We start from the raw sequence: 18,418 nt of genomic DNA on the forward strand, positions 1-18,418 counted from the left end.
CGGGCAGTTTCCCCATTCCGGTGGGGCCGCACCGCACCCGTGAGCTGGGCGAGGGGGGCGGCACCCCGCAGGCGGAGCCGGACGAGGACGCGTACAGCGTCGATGTAATCGGGGCACGCACAACCGCTGCGCCAAGACGGCCTGCTACTCAGACCGCCGGCTGCGCCGTTCCCGTATCTGCGGGGGACGCTTTCACACCAGAACCGGAATACCGGAAGTCCGTCTGGACCGGGTCCGGAGCGCACCCCGCCAAGGCGCGACGCAGTACCCGCGTGACGGCCGACCTCAACGGCCGAGGAGCCGACAAGGACAACAACCAGCCTGAGCCGCCCGCCGGACTCTCCACGGTCGACCGCTACTACCTCGCCTGGTTCCAATTCCAAAACGAACATGGCGCCGAACCCAAGCCCGAGCAGCTCTCTGCCTACCTGTCAGCGCACGGCATGCACGGACGTGGAGGAAAGCCGGTCAGCCCAGCCAACCTACGCCGCTACCTTCTCCCCTTCCGCCTCTACAGCCTGTGGGCCGAGCAGAGGAAGAAGGAATCTGTACCCTCGCCCGACATCATCGCTCAGCAATGCGCAACCCGCGGAATCACCGCCCAGCACAATAAGCCCCTCACCCCGCGCTACATCGCCCACCACGCCACTGACTTCGAACGACGCTGGCACGCCATCAATCACAACTACGCAGAGCCATTCTTCGCCCCGTAGATTGTGGCGGAACTCCCCCTCAGCGCGAGACGGGGAGTTCGGCCGACATCATCTGGGCGGGCGTTTGATCTGAGCCTCGGACGCGCTGCTGGGAGCCACGCGCGGCCTGACCGCAGCCCGGACCCACGGCATTCCCGCCGCTCTCGCTGCTGACGGCGTCAAGTGCTGGGCGGACAAGGCCTACTAGGGTGCGGGCGCTGCCTGCCGCGTCCCGTTTCGGAGCAAGAAAGCGGGCTGATCAAGCACTGCAACGCCTGGCCGGCAACCGCTGAAGGCCGGCCAGGCCGACGTCACCCGAGCGAGACACGCTCTGGGACCAAGGGCCCGGCGTCCAAATGAGCTGCAATGCGCGTGATGGTCCGGGCGTTGTCCTCGAACAGGTGCGCTTGCATGCCCGCCGCCTGGGCAGCCTCGACGTTGACTGCAACGTCGTCGATGAACAGGCAGTTCTCCGGCCCCACGTTCAAGCTGGCGCATGCTGCCTCAAAGGCACGCAGGTCGGGCTTCTCGATGCCGATCTCGTGGGAGTAGACGATGTGCTCTACCAGTTCGTCGAAGTGATACAGCGCCGTCTCCCGCTCCCGCGCGCCGACGAAGCTGTTGCTCAGGATGCCCAGCCTGCAGCGTCCCTGCAGCCCTCGCACATGGTCGATGAGGACCTCGTTCGGCGTCCCCAGATACTCCGCCCAGAGATCAGCCATGAAGGCTTCGACCTGGGGGGCGTCAAGACCCAGCCGGAGTGCCACCTGCTCGTGCACCTCGCGCTCGCTGATGCTCCCGAGGCTCCCGGCCCGCCATACGTCGCGCATCCGCTCGTGGACAGTGCCCAGTGGCAGTTCCAGCCGCTCTTCCCACCGTTGCACCCACCCGGTTTCCGGCGTGATCTCCAGCACGCCGCCGATGTCGAGGATGACGCAGGTCGCGGTCACTCGAACTCCCCCTCTTTCGTCCTTGACCAGCGAGCACAGACCGCCCGCTCATGTGATCGACAGAGCCACTGTCGTCCCTCCTTCTGGGGCAAGGTCAAGCGATCTTCGAAGCTTGTGACAGCCCTGTCGCAACCCGCCGACCCGACTGGCCTCAGACAGCAGGTGCCTTCAAAACTCGTGACGATCTGCGAAGCCCCCGACCGGACGATGCCGTCAGAACTCGTTAACAAACGCTGCCGAAAGAAGGGTTCTGGCTCACTTTCCGTGGGGTGGTTACGGATAGTCAGATCTTCGGGGCCATGCGATGGCGGTTTGGATGGGCGCGAAGCTGGGGTGAGGTGAGTTCGAGAGCCTGGTTGTCGCGTCCGGCGCTCATGTGGTTGAGCCAGCGTTCGTACCAGTCGAGGAAGTCGGTGGCGGAGGAGACGTTGGGGCCCCAGAACCCGTCGCTGTTGCCGATGAGGACGCGGCCGGTGAGGGGGCCGGTCACCGCGATGACGCAGACGTCGGTGCAGCCCATCTCGATGACGTGGAGGAAGAGGTCGCGTTCGTGACCCCCGGGTTCTGCGTCGTCGAATCCGCGGGGTGCCCCCGGTTCCTCACGCGGGTTCATGACCAGCAGGGAACACCGCTCCAGCGGCATGAGGCCGTAAAACGGCGCCGCGCCTGAGCCGCCGATGTGCGTGAGGAACTGCCGGTAGGCGTCGGGCAGGGCGATGTCGTGCTCGGCCTCGAACGCAGCGACGCGTGCTTCTGCCAGCTTGGGACCGAGGATGAACTTGTGTTGCTCTTCTCCGAAGGAGTGGCTGCGCAGTGGTTGGAACGGGATCGCGGCCAGCTTGCGGCGCAGGCGGGGTATGCGGGGATCCATGGTGCGTCTTCTCTCGTCCCCGTCACTCGTTCGCCGAAGGCTTGCCAGCACAGCTTCGCGCAGGGCCGCATCGGGACATTGCACCTGATCCAGCACCCTTTGATCGGTAAGGACCGAGACGCCTCCCTCGTCGTGCCCGTCCTGCTCGGGCCCGGCGAGACGGTCGATAGCATGCTCACCTCCCACGGCGGACTGGCGAAGCTGCTGACCGCCCTTTGGGCCCACGACGCACGAATCGTCGAGCAGCTTGCAGAACAGCGGGCCCGCAACAGCGTCACCGGCGTACAGAGCCGCACGGGCAGCGAGGACGATGAGGGCGTGGACGAACGAAGCGCGCTGTCGCCACCAGCAGCCCGGGAGCTGCTCAAGTTCTCCACCCCGCGCGACCCGGCGCAGCTGGCCGCGTTCATCAACCTGCGCGTCCTCAACCCGAGCACCAGCACCGGCCGCGCGACATCGAGGCTGCGGGCAACTATCCCCTGTCGCTCCCGTGATGCCGCATGCCCGGTAACGGCGAGATAGTCCAGGACCGGACCAGCGCCGACCGACGGCGAGACGAGCCGGAGGCAGCCGGTGCCACCAACTTCACGTAAGTGACCATTGGCCCCAGGACCTGCCCACGCCGGATTGAAGTCGAACGCCTACCGTCACGAGCGAATGACGCCTCTCCCGCAGCTTCACATTTCCTCCATGATTCCGCTACCGTCAACGGTTCAACAATCACCTCGGGGGAATCGTGACCAATCCATACGCGCCGCCGACAGCAGAACGACCGGCCCCGAAGTGGGCGAGGAAGCGCTACGTCGGGCCTGCCATCGCCATCGCCTTCTTCATCGGTATCGGAGCCGGCGCCAGCGACAGCCAGCCCAAGGAAGACGCCAAGACCGTTTCCGCCAAGCCGCAACCCACCGTTACTGTCACCGCCACAGAGACCGCCAGCGCTGAACCCGAGCCGGCTCCCACCGTCACCGAGACCGTCGAAGTCGAAGTCGAAGTCACGGAAACCGTCACTGCCGCACCCGCCTACGACAACAGCAGCGGCGGAAACGACAGCAACGACGACAGCAGCGGTGGCGGTGGCAGCGTCTACTACGAGAACTGCGCGGCAGCCCGAGCCGCTGGAGCGGCGCCTGTCCACGCAGGCGAGCCCGGTTACGGCCGCCACCTCGACCGGGACGGCGACGGCACCGGCTGCGACTGGGGATAGGCGACTGCGCCCTCCTCGACAAGGGATGCGAGGAGGGCTGGGGGTGTTGCCGACAGGGGCTCGCCGATGTCGGGGCTACGGAGACGACGACCAGGGGCGCGGCCTAACGAGCTCGTGCACCCCGCCTACCGTGCACGAGCTCGTTAGGGGCGTGGAGGTCTGCCTCGTTGGTGATCGCTTCCAGTTGCTCGGCGGCGGCGCCGAGAAGGTGTCACCTTGGTCCGCGTCCCGCATGCTCGTGTGGGACGCGGACTGATGTCGGATTACGGGGCCGCACTCATCCGGTCACGCGGCCGGAGTGCTGGCGGGTGGAGAGCTGGTAAGAACCGACGGGCCCGCCTGCGCTAGCGGGCGAATGTGGGGGCGGGCGTAGCGGTAGCGGCGCATGATCTGCCGCCAGGAGCGGGCGGTGACCGGGTAGGGGCGGTGGGCCATGCCGATCAGGATGGCAGACGGCGGAGGACCTGCGGGCCACATCGTCAACTGCCGCGCTGCAGGTACCTCGCCGACGCCGATCAGGCGTCTCTATACAGGCCGCCCTCGACTCGGGCGACACGCCCTTGCTTGAGGAGGCCGTCGGTGTACGCCGAGGTGCCTCTGGACTTGAGCGGCCGCTGCGGTCGCGGCAAGTTGAGCCCTTCCGCGCTAACTGTGGGTGCAGCCTGACGGCGTGCATGTCCGTTCCGCTCGGGGATGCCCGCGTTCTGTGTGCCGGCTCCTAGGAGCCCCTCTCAGTTTCGCGAGGACGCGCTGGCTGATGTCTCCACCTGCATCAAGAGCAACGGCTGGCCGCCCGGTGGGCGACACAATGCCGGTGAAGGAGCGGCCAGACCTGCAGCGCCCTGATGTGGTAGCCCTTCGTCGGGCAGCCCGCCGTGTGGGCATGGTGGATGGCAGCGCTGGGCGGGTTCCGGCCAGGGTGAGTGCCGAGTTCGCGCCTTGGCCCACTCGATACTGCGGGCGAAGGTCTTGATGGAGGTCGTGGTGATCCACAAGCGGCTTGCGGCGGAGTGCGGGATCACCAGCACCACCAGCGGACCAAACACTACGTGTACGAAGTCCCCGGTAGGACAACTCGGTATGAACCCGCGACTGCCGCCTCCAGCGGGACGGATACGATCACGCCGCGCCCGGGCGGCTCCCGAAGGAGCGGCATTATCGAACTTTGCCTACGGCGCCTTCAGACTGCCGCTACGCTACGTGCCGTTATCGTGTATGGACGGTGAGGTAGCGATGCAGAGGCTTTCGCTATCCGCCCGGGGGGTCGAAGTTGGGGCAGCAGCAGCCAAAAATCACGTTTGACGCGAAGTGTGGTCTGGACGACGACGAACGTGATCACGTCAAAGATGCGCTACTCGGGGTAGCTCGCAGCGACGACAAGAAGGTGTCTGAGGAGCAGTGCCGATTGGCAGGGCTATGGCCGGCTGATGTGACATCGGTACTAGTGCATGGACGGCTTTCCGGTGGGCGTGGCGGTGCACAGGTGTTGCAGGTCAGTGTTACTCGGGTCAACCGCCCCGCGTCTCTGCAGGTGGCCAAGCTCATGTCCTACAGCGAAGCAGACAGGGAGTGGAAGGCCTACAAGTCGCTCCGCGAGACCTTCGACTCCCATCTGTATGTGGCGATCACTGCCGTCAGTAGAGCCGTCCTAGAGGAACGGGGCACAGAGGCCCCGTTCAGTACGGTGGTTTACCGGCATGTCAGCGCGTGGGATCACGCTGCGGGTGAACTGAGCTCGCTCGAGGACGTGGTCACCGAAACTGTGGACGGCACTCGGAAGGTTGCTCACTGCAGCCAAACACTGAGCACCGTGATGACCTCCTTGAGGCAGAATCTCTACACCCCTGCATCTGAGCAGCAGGATGACCTAGGGAGCGGGAACGGCCGCTTAGGCGTCGACATTCAGGTCCGCGTCGACAAGATCGTGGCCAGTGGCGGGTCAGTTTGCCTGGTGGACGGGAATCCGGCGCCCGACGATGTGTTTCATCGGCCTTCATCATCTGAGGTTCTGCGGAGCGCGACCTCCCCGCCGGGCCCCAGACGCTCCCTTCATCCCGATGACCGCGTCGCGTTCACCTTGGAGAATGTCTCGGTCGAGGGGACAACTGTCCTCGGTGACTTCCGCTCCACTCGCATTCGCGTCGTCCTGGTGGGGGCAGCAAAGCAGCAGGTCGGCAAGGTTCGGGCTGGTCGTAGCGTTGAAGTGCAGGGGCGCGTGACGATGGTGCGGGCGCTGCAGTGGTCCAGCTTGCTACGGGATCACTTCGAGGGCGCCGACGCTGTGGACGAGGGCGAAGAGACACTCCGCTGGCAGGGGGTGACGGTCGCCCATCCCCTCGCCGGGTTGCTTGAGGTGCTCGATGCCGATCCCACCTTACGGCTTCGCTCTGCCGTGCACGGAGACCTCAACCCGCGCAATGTGATTCTGTCGGGCGATACTCCATTTCTGATTGATTTCGCGACCTTCAATACAGAAGATTTCACTCTCACTGACACTTCCTGGCTAGAAGTGTGCATACTGCGGGACTGCATGGCGGAGCGCTTGTCGTGGGAGCAGACAGTTCGCCTACAGCGCGCGCTGGGTGCGCTCACGTTGCTGCTGCCGCATTGGGCACCCACTCAACTCGCGCAGGCAGCGGAATCGCTGGCGGAGGCGCTGGGTGGACATGACTCCGTTCTGGGACGCTGTCTGTCGATCATGTGGCAGGTCAGAGCAGGGATATGGACGGTTGTCCCGGAGTCCTGTCGCGATGGATGGCCGCGGCAGTACTTCGAACACCTACTCTTGGCTGCCTGCCGCACCTTCAAATGGTCCGTTCCTGAGGCTCCCGAGCGGGTGCGGGTGTCGGCGGCGGTCGCAGGCGTCGCCTCGGAGTTCCTCTCCTGTCCCACAGGCCCTTCACGCTGGTGGGACCATGACGTAGACGCACTCGTCAGGGTCCTTCTCGCTGCGGAATCAGAGGACGCCTTCACCCAGCAACTTCTGGAGGAGGCTGTCCCACGCGCGAAGGATCCTCACCTGCGCACTGCGGTACTCAAGCGATTATCCGAAGGGCCTTTGCGTGAGGCCCGAAGCGTGCTCTATCAACGGTATGGGCAGGCGGATGACGGCGACTGGCGCGGTGATGACCGCTACATCAGCCTGGAGGGTCGTGAGCTGGCCCCCGGGCGGCCGTACCTGCAGCAGGGACAAGGAGCTCTGACATCACAAGCTCGGGACTGCCTGGAATTGCTGAGGGAACCGGCCGCGGTGGTACTACTGGCCGAACCGGGTGGCGGCAAGACGCGCATTGCGCGCGAGTTGGGCAAACGCGGGACCGCAGAACCTGACGCGCAGAGCTCACCGGAACTCTTGCCACTGCGGGCCACCGCCCTGCAGATCATGGAATTTCTGTTGCCCCGCGAGGGCTCGGAGCGCACTCTCGCCAGCTTCCTGCTGCAGCTGGCTGATGTGGGCCCAACACTGTCCACGCAGCAGCTGGGCTACTTGATCGATCTGGGATCGGTGCACCTGACCGTCGACGACCTGCACCTCGTGTCGGTACGGGACCAGCGCAAGATCCTCACCTGGATCAAACGGCTCCACAACCAGCAGCGGTCGCTACGGCTCCTCGTGTGTCAGCGCGTAGGGGACTTTCATCCTGAGACCCTCAGATGGCCGGCAGTCGTGGTCCACAAGATCCGCGAGAACGCAGCCCGTACCTACGCCAGCGAGGTGCTGCGCGACAGCGGCAAACACTGGCAGCACAAGCTGTCCGAGCTTGAAAGCCGACTGTTCGCCGACCCACAGGCCGCTGCCCTGCGCGACCTCGCAGGACGGCCTCAATTCCTGCGTCTGCTGGTCGACCACTTCGCCACGACAGGGCGTGTCCCGGCCCATCACGGAGAACTGGTCCGCAAGCACTTGGACGGCCTGCTGGACGCGAAGGGCACCGACGGTCTCGCTCCAGAACAGCTCCTGCGACTGTTGGGGCGCCTGGCCGAGCAGCTCGGCTCAGCCGGCTCCCTGGACCGGACAGAGGCACTGGCAGTCCTGAAGCAAGCCGCGCCGGAGACACCAGCCGAGAAGCAGCCGCCCGCCGACTTGCTGACCACTCTGTTGAGTACCGGAGTCGTAATCGAGTCTGTTGACCGGATCAGCTTCCGCTCTCCGCCGGTGCAGTCATACTGCGCGGCCGTCGCTCTGCAGCAGTACGGCATCGACCAACTCGATCGGGTGACCGAGCTGATCCTGCGGCACGGATGGCGCGAGCCCGCCGTGCTGCTGGTAGCTGACGAGCACACGCATCCGCGGACAGTCCTGGAAGTAGTCAGCGCCGGCGTCCGCGCCAGCCCCTGGTACGGAGCGCTCCTGCTACAGGCCGCTCCACAGCAGTGCACACAAGCGGTCCATGAGAGGTTCCTGCGCAGACAGGGTGAGGTGCTGCGCTCGGCCTACAGCGGTGTACCCGCCTGGAAGGGGTCGGCATACGCGCTGGCCAAGTACGGAGTTCCGGACGCTGTCCACATGCTGGTCAAAGTGGCGCGTTCAGCACACAGCGCGGCTGAGGCCGCGCTTGCGGCCCTGGACGGCCTGGTGATGATGCACCAATGGTCCGTTCCGGGGGCAACCCAGCGGCTGTCCGAAGTCATTCGCGAACTCCTGGACGCAAGACTGCTGCCGACAGGCGTCATCGGCGACACACGCGTCGTCGTACACGCTCTTCGCAGTGTGGAAGTTGCGCACCTGGAGGACCTGGCAGGTTACGCATGGAGCCGGGTGGACGACGGCCAGCCCTGGGAGATCGTCGTCCAGGCGTGGAACACCCTGCGCCAACTCGGCGTAGCCGTTGACCGGGCCCGCAGTCGTGTGTATGCCGACGCCTGCCATGCTCAGCTGGCGTACCTGGACCGGAGCTTGCTGGCAACGGCAGACACCGACACAGCCGAGCTACTTAACCAGCAACGGCTGGAGGTACTGCACGACCTGGCGGCCGCGGGCGAAGTCGAAACGCTGCTGCGATACCGGTTCCGCACGGGCTTGGCCGCGTATCCCAACTGGGGGCTGATGCTGCAGGAGGCGGTGACAGCCCGCCGTGCATGTGGCGGAACGGCCTCTGCCGAGATGGCTGCGCTGCTGGACGATCGGCTCCTGGAAACCGTCGGGCTGGGCAGCGAGCAGTGGAAGCGGCTCCTTACCCTCGAAGACGAGGGCGTGACGGCGATGGCCGCTCACTTCATCCTTGCCGCCAATGACGTAGTGAGCCTGGAGCTGCTGGGAACGGTGGCGGCGCAGGGCACAGCGCATTCACTATCGGTGGTCGCAGCCTTCGTGCACTGTCTGCCGCCCGAGGAGCACAAAGAGCTCGAACAGCTACTGGATCCCTTCCTTCCTGGCATGGATACCGAGATGGTCGAGGCGGTCGCCGGATTCGTCGCAGCCGCGGAGACGCTCCATCAGGAAACCGGCCGCCGGCTGGCCGTGCGGGTACAGCACGCACTGGCCGGCCAGAACCTGGCACAGGAGGCACTCCACTGGCCGTGGTGCACCACCTGGCGACGCGCGCTGCCCCCACGGGCGGAGATCCAGGATTTCGTCCGTGAACACGACGGCCTCGCTCCAGAACGACAACAGGGCCCCGATCCCACACTCCTGTCCCTGCTCGGCAGCGCCGACGTCCTGCTGGACGCGCCGTACGTCAAGCCGGTTCCGCTGGCTCCGCCACTGCGTACACGGCTACGGGACTTGAAGCCCTCCACACCTGATGGAGTGGGCGCCCATCAGTTCGTTCTCATGGCCGCCAGCGCCGGCCTGCCGGAGGAGCTGACCTTCGTCAAGCAAGTTGCCACCGACTCCTACAACGTCCAGACCATCATCCGGCACGCGCACGGCCGTCACGGACTGGTCGAAGTGACGCTAGCCGCTCACGCCGTCACGGCAGTCGGATACCTGGGCATGCTCGCAGCCAGGGAAGATCCCGACCTGGACGACACCACGATCACCGATCCGCTGGAGGCCCTGGGCCGCGATACCGGCGATATGCACCCCAGCATGGAGCGTGCCCGGCTGATTGCCCTGGGCTACTGGGGTCAACTGGCGCCCCTCTTGGGTGCTCTGTGCGCACGCGAGGACCCTATCCTCGCGGATGCAGTCCGAAACATCGTCACCTACTGGCTTCCCGGTCCTCGAACATCGACGAGTAAAGACACGTATTTCACCACGGTGGCGCACACGCTCTCCGACGAGCTGAACTCGAAACAATTGCCGCCGCAGACACGAGCACTGCTGACAGAGCTTCGTATCGGTATCGAGGACAGACTGGGGCGCTATGTCATCTGACGCATCACAGACCCATTTCCTTCTTTGCCACCTCGACGACGAGACGCCGTCCGGCCGCAGCCTCAGCCAGCGCCGCCTGACGCTCCGGTCCCTGCACGCACTCGTGGACGGCACGCTGGCGGCGCAACAGGTCCTCACCAGCCGTCAGCACATTCGCAGACGCCAGCAGACGCAGACGCGTCAACTGCGTCCGCATCTCCCGATACAGCGCCACAGCCTGCTGATGCTGATCCCCGACCGCGGCCGATTCCAGGCGCATCACGTCGGAGTGCTCCCAACTCGCCTCAAGGAACCGCACAAAGGCGTCGGTGAGTGCCTCGCGAGCCCAGCGGTGCTGCTCTCTCCGACCGCCCACCACTGTGGTCACCGTCAGTGTCGCCAGACTTGCGGCCGCAGCAGCCCAGGCCGCCCACGTATTCGCGTCCCCCATGGACCCATTGTCCCCGAGAGCGGCCCCACTTGGCTGGGACAATCCCCTCACGCAGACAAATCAGCCAATTTGCGTCTTGGCAGACACCGGCCACAGACCCGACAGTCATACCAGCAGGCAACGCTGCCGCGCAGCGCTGCCGTTGGACAACGCTCGGGGGGTAGGGGCCATGGGGGTTTCTGAGGACACACAGACCTGGCGCAGCCAATGGGAGACCGCACCACCCAAGGTCGTGGAGAGGGCCATGGTCGAGGTCCTGCGCACCTCCCCCACCCTTCGGCCGGCCCCGGCACGCAGGGCCCTGGCCAGAATGCTGGCCCATGCCCTGAACCGCACCTTCTCCACCGACGAGTCCGCCACACAGCTTGTCGAGGAACACCTGGCCTGGATCGTGGCACGCTGCCTGGACCAGGTAGATGAGACCCAGGCGACCGACGCTTTGGCGCACGCAGTGGGCACCGTAACCGGTGACAAAAGGATCATGGCCCAGCTGCGGTTGATCGCCGACCGGCAGCAGGCTCGCAACCGGCTCGGCGAAGACGAACTCAACACGCTAATGGCCCTACTGAGCTGCGAAGAGGTTCCTGACGCACGGGCGCTCGCCCAGGCCTGTCTACACCCCTTAGCCGCTCATTTGCCTGTGCACTGCACCGACGCCCCGAGCGTCGTTCTGCACCTCCTGCGACGCAACGCCCTGCCCGACGGGCTACCACCGTTCCTTGCCTTCCTCGAGCACCTGGCCGCCGTGTGGCAGCACCCCTCCCGTACCGAACTCCACGCCTGGACAGATCGGCACGCCCGCAGCCAAGGACTCTACGAACAGTTGCAGCAGTGCAGGCGTGGCGTACTGGACCGCCCCACCTTCCGCGGAGAGAACCGCGAGGCCCGAGTGATGTTCGTGCTGCTCCCAGATGGCCTCGACGACGATTACTGCATCCTGCGCGTGTGGCACGAGGACAGCCTCGGCAAGGGCATGCCTCCTACCCGGGACGCCGATGCCCGCGTGCCCCGCCGTGACCTTGGTGTCCACGTACACGACCGCCTACAGCAGGCGTTGACCCGCGTCGGACAAGCCCCGGCCCTCACCGTTGAGTTCTGGTTGCCAGCCCAGTTGGCAAACCTCCCCGTCGCCCAATGGTGCCGCCCCGGCCCAGACGATATCTGGCAGGCCGACTATCGCGTGGTGGTGCGCAGCCTGGACCGCCTGGCCGCTACGTCCTCCCACGACGACTGGAAACGTCGATGGGAACAGCTTATCGCCGGCCAGCCTCCGGCAGGGGTTCCTCTCGCCTGTCCAGGACAGCGCCACACTGGCCCGCAGCCCAGGGTGCAGCTGCTTGTGCTAGACGCTCCCCCGGATAAAGAGGAAGGCCTCGAGCAGCTCCTGAAAGGCATTCATTCCGGGGCCCCAGCGATCCTGTGGCACCGCAGCGACTGTTCCTCGCACGCATTCCGCCAGTGGGTCGATGCGCTGGTCGGACAGGGATCACTGGCCGACCTCCCCGCCCGCCTGGGGGAGCTGCAACACAAGCGCAAGGGCCTGGAGACCGATGCAGTGAGCGACTTGACCTTGCTGTGGGACGACCCGAACCGTCCCCTGCCCGTCGTCAAAGCCCTCACCTCACCGGATGAAGTGGTAACTCAGTGACCCTGTTCGACACCCAGCCGTGGATCATCACGGCCGCGCCAGTGCCCGCAGTGGATCACGAGTCGCGCAGCAGCCTGTCCGAGGAACCAGTCTTCCGAGAGCCGCCTCGTGACTGGCCCACCGGCTCCCCGGTGGCCGCTGTCGAGGCCGCCACCTCTGCCCTCAGCCCACTGTCCCGACTGGCCGGCACAGCTCCTCCCCCTGTCGCTCCCACGGTCTACGACCTCCCGCAGGGCCCTACCGACACCACTCAGGTGACCGACTGCGACCTAGTTCTGATCGTCGACACCAGCCCATCGATGTCCGCCTGGTACCCGACCGTCAACGCCATCGCCGCATGCCTATACGACCTGCCGCTCTTCCACAGCGTCCGTGTCATCAAGATGCAAAACCGCAGGCCTACGCAGTACAGCGACCTCTTCTCCACATCCGACACAGAGACACTCAAAGCACCACGCCTGTCCGAGGGGCGCGCCAAGGTCACCCTGATCATCACCGATGGAGTCGGCGCGGCCTGGCATCGCCACCTGCTCCATCAAGAGCTACACCAATGGGCAACCTCACACACCGTAGCCATCCTCCACGCCTTGCCTCACCATCACTGGGCACTGTCCGGCATCCGACCGCAACCCATCCAACTCCGCGCTCCCCATCCATGGTGCACCAACCAGGAACTGGAGACCGGCGAGCGTCCTCCGTCCACTAAGACGGCTAACGGAGACAGTGTTCTCATTCCCGTACTCGAGATCCGCAAGCGCTGGCTGGAGCAATGGACCCGCCTTCTCGAGACCGGCCCGCTGGTCCACCAACAGGCGCTCAACGTCAGTTCATCGGTGACACCGAGCCCGATTGTCCCTGCTCCCACTCCAGCGAGAGACGACGCCCCGCGTGCGGACCAGCTCATCACCGACTTCCATGCCAGCGCCTCGGAGCAGGCATTCAACCTGGCCATCCTCCTGGCAGCCGCACCGTTGAATCGCCACGTCATGCAGCTCATAAGTGCCGAACTCGCTCCCGCAGCCACTGCCCGCGACCTCTCCGCCGTCCTGACCAGCGGACTCCTGGTCAGCCTCGAACCCTCCATCGGCGTAGACAATCCCTACGGCAAAATCACCTTTGACTTCTTGCCCGGTGTACGCCAAAGCCTGCTGGCTCTTGGCGAATCCAGCCAGACGCAACGCGCAACTGCCCTGCTTGAAAACCGTCTTTCCCCCTATGCTCCAACCCTTCGCGGCATCACTCGACGTCTTCGCTCCCCCACTGAGGACGGCCTGCCTGCTCTGACCGAGCACAGCACCCCCTACCTTGAGATTGAGCGCTGCCTCCTTACGGCCCTGTCCGGAGCAACCACAGCACACCAAAGCGTCGCCAACGCCCTTCGCGACCGGCTCAACACAGGCGCATCGCGCCATCCGTCTGGCGCCGACACGTGACTCGGCGTCGTGCCGTCTCCGGGAGCACTTCCGGCCCCGGTGATCTGACCGGTGACGGCAGGTCGGACCTGGTAGCCCGGGACGGTGCGGGCGTCCTGTGCTTGTACCAGGGCACCGGCAGTGCATCCGCTCCCTACACGGCCCGCACAAGAATCGGCGGCGGCTGGAACACGTACAACGTGCTCAGCTGAACACGGGCTCAGTCACCCTCGCCGGGCGGCAAGCGAGGGTCTTGGCCCAAAGCGCCGGATCATGAGGCAGGCAGCCGGGATGAATCCCGGACTGCTGGCATGTGGTGGGGAACGGAAATCGAGTCCGTTTCTCGTGTCAACGCAAGCGGAGTACGCCAAGCGGGCCGAACTGGCCCGCGCTGAGCTCGCCTCCGCCCTCGGCAGCGCACCGAGCCCCGAGGCCGAGGCAAAGGCGAAGGCGCTCGCCGCGTTCTACGTCCAGGCCTCCGGAGGACTCGGGGAGCTGTATGCGCCGGTGTGGTCCCTGACTGCCGGCGACGCCGAACGTCCTGGGCTGCTCGGCTACATCAAGGGGTTGCGGTTCATCCGGATCGAGGCGTTCGACACCGACGCCGCGGTCACCACCACCGAACTGCTGCGCTTCGGACACTCCTGGGACGCCCCGTCCACGCTGTCGGCGGCGTGCAGAACGAGATCGATCGCCGCATCAGCTGACCATCACGGCCGAACCGTGACGCCGATGGTTCAGCCCCTGACGGCAACGGATCCAGGAAGCGGTGCAGGGGGTTCAGTCCCTGCTCCACGGCCACGGTCGTACCGGTGCGAGTGCCTGTTTCTGATGCAGGCATGCCGAGTGGGCCACCTCGGATGACTCCCGCCGGGAGAATGAGCCATATCATCAGTCGGCAGTCTTCGCGCCACGCTCCTGCGGCTGACAGCATGGGAACGACATCATGGGTAGATCCAGCTTTGGCAGCGAGACCAAGGACACCTTCATAGGCATGGTCGTATTCGGCCTCATCATTGCTTTCTTGGTCCACAGCTGTGACAACGACGACCCAGAATCAGGGCCCTCGCCACGCCCCGCGGTATCGGTGCCTGAGACACCACCCGACGTTCCAGAGGCAGAGGAAGACCCCGCCATCCCGGAGACCGGTGATGAGGAGGACGCCAGCGGCAGCACGGGCCGCCAAGATTCCGATGGCCAGGTGGGCATCCAGTTCGGATACGCCTGCTCCCCGGTCGGCTCTCTCGACAGAGCCGAGGATGGGCGTCCCGCTAAGTGCTTCATGGGCAAAGACGGCCGAGCCCGGTGGGGCTACGACTCGAACCGGGGATAGCCCCAACGCGAAGCGGGGTGGCGGTGGTCCGGGCGACCGTCGCCCACGACCTCCGCACAACCTCAGTGCTGGCTCAGTCGGTCGCGAGGATCAGACTCAGAGCCAGCAGGGCAAGGCCCGCCACAGCAGAGACGCTGCCCACGAACTTGAAGAAGCCGGGGCTGAGGCTTCCGGTTTCTGCGAGGCTCAGATTGCCTGTGCGCTGGGCTCTCAGCTCAAGAGCAGCCCTTCTTCGCTCCAGCATTGAGTCAACGGCACCGCCCAGATTGAACGCCAGCCTCCCTCCGAAGTAGACGCCTGCGGCCCCCAGGGCTATGAGGAGGAACAGGACCCCTGTCGGGTCGGATGTGTCTGCGGCCGAAGAGCGAGCGATCATGATCATGCCGCACAGCATCGCAGCTCGCTGAGCCGGATGTCACCTCATCGGCGACCGGGAATCTGCCCCGGATTTTTGACCGACTGTTCCATCCCGCAACCGGTGCTGACACATCGACGATGGCCCTGCACGGGTCGCCGCCCTGCTGCGTGCCTGGCACTGTTGAACCCTTGCAAGTGCCACATCTGCGGCGTGCCCAGAGAGGTGCACTGAGCCGGTCCCCTTGTCGACCTTCCGCCCGTCAGCGGCGTGCGCGCTACTGCTGAGCGAACCGGTCTGTCCCAGCTCAGAGTCCTGCGGAGCGGCGGGGACACGATCGCACCTCGGTGGGACTCAGTTCAGTATGCCGCCTCACATGGCTCCACATCATTCACCCGCGGGGAAGTGTCGGACATAGCAGCTCCGACCACCGTCGCGCCATCAAGCGCTTTCATGACTCGCTCATATCCCCCCTTCTCAAGGAACTGTGCGCCACGCGCCCAACTCTCGCCCGCCCTGTCCGTGAAGGTTAGGAACTCTGCACTCCAGTCAGCCATCTGGGAAAATTGAACCTTCCTCTGCCCCTTCCCCAGAACTGCGAACAATGACTTCGCCTCGAAGACGATTTCCTTGCACGGCGGCAGATTTATTTCCCGAAGCCCCAGAATCAGCACCTTACCCTCAGCCCAGTAGGCCTTTAAATATAGCTGCACGCTACTGACTGGATCGGGAGAGCGATTCACAAGGTGGACTGACCGGTCCTTCGCATTTGCCCAGAAGGAGCCCCCCTCCCAGTAATTTACGCGAGTCGCATGACCTTGCAGTCTACTCTCGCTTTCCTCTTGCGATTGTTCGAGTTGCTGCTGCGATACGACAGCACCGTAGTACGTGGCTACGCCGGTGAAGGCGAGACTCCCGATGGCCGCGACAGCACCGGCCGCGGTGCCGACGTGCAGCCAGGGAACGCGCCTGCCAGCCTCCGTTTCCTGCACCGGTGCCGACCGACCGTCACGGTGGCGCGAATGAACTTGGCTCGGCGCTGTTCGCCTGCGGGCGAGTCGAAGTCGATTACGCCTGTCCAGGTGGTCCGTCATGCCGTCTCCCCCGTGTGGCCCCTGACATAGACGCTGTCACACCATCTCCCGGTATGTGGCTACTTGCCGATCCTCCGACTATCGGCAGCAACGGCGCCGCGAGAGTGGCGCGAGTTTGGCTTCCTCGTTCCAGGTCCTGGACGGCGCCGGTGGCGAGGGCATCGGCGCTGTCCGGCAGGCGCATGGCCTCGCCGTCGGAGTGCACGCCGCCTGGACCCACCGCGGCAAGGGGACAGGTGTGGACGACGCCTTTCGACGAAGGCGGCTTTGCCCAGGTCCGCACGGAGACGCTGCCCGTCGAGCCTGGGCCGCGCCCGCCCCGCTGGAGGAGTGCACAGCGGGCAACGCCACGATGCCGTCGTGTACTTCATGCGTCTGGCGAGCGCCTGAGCACGCCGTTCTGCTTGCTGGAGAGCGGCCGTGCCAGCCCCTGCACCTGCCTTGGGGGGCGTCACAGGACGCACCTCCAAGGCGCCCTTCTCGCCGAGGAGGGCGCCGATTCGTCACCACGGCGTTTCGGGGGTGACGGGTTGTCGTTTGGTCGCGGGCCCCTGGCGGATGTCGAGGTAGCAGCGCAGCCGGACGCCAGGTTGTCCGGCTGCGCGGAAGGTGCGCTCAACTGAGGTGGTGGCCCACATTGAGGCCAGCACGGCGTGGAAGGCGAAGGCGGTCGCGTCGTCGGCGGCGGCCACGTCCACAACGACGAGCCCGGGCTCGGAAACGTGGACCTCGTTGATCTCCATAGTCTGCATGACGCCGCCCGTCTGGGGCGCAGTTCGCTCATGATCCGCCGGTTCACTCGGACGGGTGGCAGACTCGCGCGCGGGCGAGGGCCCTGGCGGGTCATTGGCTCCCGTCCGGCAGTGTCGATGGACCGAACGGGATCGGCACGGGGCCCTCCTGGGTTCCGTGAGCACGAGGGGACGGATGTAAGAAAGGCAAGCTAAAGGGTGTTGCAGAAGGCCGCGATCAGGGCATATCCGGTGTATGGGTGGGGTGTTGAGGGCCGAGCGGGTGTGGGTGGAGACGTTCACCGGACTGCGGGTCGATCAGTTCGACCGGCTGCTGCGTGCGGTGCGGGAGCGTGGTGGTGAGGGGTGCGGCTGGGGTCGTCCGTGGCGGCTGCCGCTGGCCGAGCGGGTGCTGCTGGTGGCCGTGTACTACCGCACGAACCTCACCATGCGGCAGCTCGCCCCACTGTTCGGCATCTCACCGGCGACGGTGTGCCGGGTGATCCAGCGGCTCGGCCCGCTGCTCGCCATCGAGCCGGCCCGGGCCGCCAGCGGTGCAGCCGAGCGGCTGTGGATCGTCGACGGCACCCTCGTCCCGGTCCGCGACCGCACGGTCGGGGCGTCCTCCCGCAACTACCGGTTCTCGGCGAACGTGCAGGTCATCGTGGACGCCGAGACGCGCCTGGTAGTGGCCGCGGCACGTCCGGTGCCCGGCAATACGTCGGATGCCAGGGCCTGGCGGGACTCCGGCCTGGCCGCGCACTGCGAAGCTGTGACGGTCCTCGGCGACGGGGCCTACATCAACACCGGGTTGATCGTCCCGCACCGCAAACGCCCCGGGCGCCCGCTGCTTAAGGGCGAGGAGGAGGACAACGCGCAGCATCGCAAGGTCCGCGCCCGTGTCGAGCACACCTTCTCCCGCATGAAGAACTACAAGATCCTCCGTGACTGCCGGCAACGCGGCGACGGTCTCCACCACGCCGTCCAGGCCGTCGCCCGCATGCACAACCTCGCCCTCGCCGCATGACCACACAGCCCCGGACACCCGCTCCGCCCTGCCTGATCACGGCCTTCTGCAACACCCTTTAAAGGCTGTCCCGTAACGGCTGGCCGCAGCTGAGATGATCTTGTGGTGTCTGGTGTGATCACGGCGTCGGAGTCGTCTTGGATAGCCCCGTTTACCGGGCTAACAACGGCTAACAAAATGGTCGTCGGGCCTGTGCTTACAGGTATCCCGGCTCGCCGTCGGCGTTGAACCTTGTCAGGGAGCGCTCCAGCAGTTCCAGAAACTGTCGTAGGTCATCGGCTACCTTGTCGAGCTCCGCTTCGTCCAGCGAAGCCGTCCGCGTCCGGTAAACGGCCCCATCAGGCCCCGC

Annotated in this window: 14 protein-coding genes and 1 pseudogene; 9 read left to right on the forward strand and 6 right to left on the reverse strand. The window is 65.6% G+C overall.

Annotated elements, in window-relative coordinates:
* Positions 1–713: hypothetical protein (locus ACGF3J_RS38385; RefSeq protein ID WP_393856083.1), on the forward strand; the 713-nt coding region annotated here is incomplete at its 5' end.
* Positions 714–1,003: 290 nt separating this feature from the next.
* Here ACGF3J_RS38385 and ACGF3J_RS38390 read toward each other — a convergent pair.
* Complete coding sequence (locus ACGF3J_RS38390) at positions 1,004–1,642, reverse strand: HAD-IA family hydrolase (RefSeq protein ID WP_393856084.1); 639 nt, start codon at positions 1,640–1,642, stop codon at positions 1,004–1,006.
* Between the two features lie 283 nt (positions 1,643–1,925).
* Positions 1,926–2,513 carry an SMI1/KNR4 family protein gene (locus tag ACGF3J_RS38395; RefSeq protein WP_393856085.1) on the reverse strand — a complete coding sequence of 196 codons (588 nt, stop codon included), beginning with the start codon at positions 2,511–2,513 and terminating at the stop codon, positions 1,926–1,928.
* 105 nt (positions 2,514–2,618) lie between these two features.
* Here ACGF3J_RS38395 and ACGF3J_RS38400 point away from each other — a divergent pair.
* The 4 genes and pseudogenes from ACGF3J_RS38400 to ACGF3J_RS38415 form a co-directional block, all read left to right on the forward strand.
* Positions 2,619–2,989 (forward strand): annotated as a pseudogene (locus ACGF3J_RS38400) (helicase); the annotation flags it as partial.
* A 260-nt stretch (positions 2,990–3,249) separates the two neighbouring features.
* Entirely contained in the window at positions 3,250–3,720 is a 471-nt protein-coding gene (locus ACGF3J_RS38405; protein WP_393856086.1) for an excalibur calcium-binding domain-containing protein, read from the forward strand.
* 130 nt (positions 3,721–3,850) lie between these two features.
* Positions 3,851–3,976 (forward strand): hypothetical protein, encoded by a 126-nt coding sequence (locus ACGF3J_RS38410; RefSeq protein ID WP_393856087.1) that lies wholly within the window; start codon positions 3,851–3,853, stop codon positions 3,974–3,976.
* Between the two features lie 1,014 nt (positions 3,977–4,990).
* Positions 4,991–10,039 carry a hypothetical protein gene (locus ACGF3J_RS38415; protein ID WP_393856088.1) on the forward strand — a complete coding sequence of 1,683 codons (5,049 nt, stop codon included), beginning with the start codon at positions 4,991–4,993 and terminating at the stop codon, positions 10,037–10,039.
* A 4-nt stretch (positions 10,040–10,043) separates the two neighbouring features.
* On the opposite strand, the gene ACGF3J_RS38420 is transcribed toward ACGF3J_RS38415, so the two are convergent.
* The gene (locus ACGF3J_RS38420) at positions 10,044–10,469 is read right to left on the reverse strand and encodes a hypothetical protein (protein WP_393856089.1); all 426 of its coding nucleotides are present in this window, start codon (positions 10,467–10,469) and stop codon (positions 10,044–10,046) included.
* Positions 10,470–10,713: 244 nt separating this feature from the next.
* Between ACGF3J_RS38420 and ACGF3J_RS38425 the strand changes: the two genes are divergently transcribed.
* From ACGF3J_RS38425 to ACGF3J_RS38435, 3 genes are all read left to right on the forward strand, one after another.
* On the forward strand, positions 10,714–12,117 hold the full coding sequence (locus tag ACGF3J_RS38425) for a hypothetical protein (RefSeq protein WP_393856090.1): 1,404 nt from the start codon (positions 10,714–10,716) through the stop codon (positions 12,115–12,117).
* On the forward strand, positions 12,114–13,550 hold the full coding sequence (locus tag ACGF3J_RS38430; protein ID WP_393856091.1) for an SAV_2336 N-terminal domain-related protein: 1,437 nt from the start codon (positions 12,114–12,116) through the stop codon (positions 13,548–13,550). Before ACGF3J_RS38425 ends, ACGF3J_RS38430 begins: the two co-directional genes overlap by 4 nt.
* A 252-nt stretch (positions 13,551–13,802) precedes the next feature.
* Positions 13,803–14,393 carry a hypothetical protein gene (locus ACGF3J_RS38435; protein WP_393856092.1) on the forward strand — a complete coding sequence of 197 codons (591 nt, stop codon included), beginning with the start codon at positions 13,803–13,805 and terminating at the stop codon, positions 14,391–14,393.
* Positions 14,394–14,935: 542 nt separating this feature from the next.
* Here the strand turns inward: ACGF3J_RS38435 and ACGF3J_RS38440 are convergent.
* The 3 genes from ACGF3J_RS38440 to ACGF3J_RS38450 all read right to left on the reverse strand — a co-directional run bounded on the left by ACGF3J_RS38440 (position 14,936) and on the right by ACGF3J_RS38450 (position 17,054).
* Entirely contained in the window at positions 14,936–15,244 is a 309-nt protein-coding gene (locus ACGF3J_RS38440) for a hypothetical protein (RefSeq protein ID WP_393856093.1), read from the reverse strand.
* A 332-nt stretch (positions 15,245–15,576) separates the two neighbouring features.
* Complete coding sequence (locus tag ACGF3J_RS38445; RefSeq protein ID WP_393856094.1) at positions 15,577–15,930, reverse strand: hypothetical protein; 354 nt, start codon at positions 15,928–15,930, stop codon at positions 15,577–15,579.
* An 884-nt stretch (positions 15,931–16,814) separates the two neighbouring features.
* A complete protein-coding gene (locus ACGF3J_RS38450) occupies positions 16,815–17,054 on the reverse strand; it encodes a DUF6207 family protein (RefSeq protein WP_393856095.1) in 240 nt (79 codons plus the stop codon).
* A gap of 244 nt (positions 17,055–17,298) precedes the next feature.
* On the opposite strand from ACGF3J_RS38450, the gene ACGF3J_RS38455 reads away from it, so the two are divergent.
* Positions 17,299–18,069 carry a transposase family protein gene (locus ACGF3J_RS38455; protein WP_393856096.1) on the forward strand — a complete coding sequence of 257 codons (771 nt, stop codon included), beginning with the start codon at positions 17,299–17,301 and terminating at the stop codon, positions 18,067–18,069.
* Positions 18,070–18,418: the final 349 nt, after the last annotated feature.

Origin of the sequence: Streptomyces sp. NPDC048171 (assembly GCF_043202655.1) — a bacterium.
Lineage (GTDB): Bacteria > Actinomycetota > Actinomycetes > Streptomycetales > Streptomycetaceae > Streptomyces.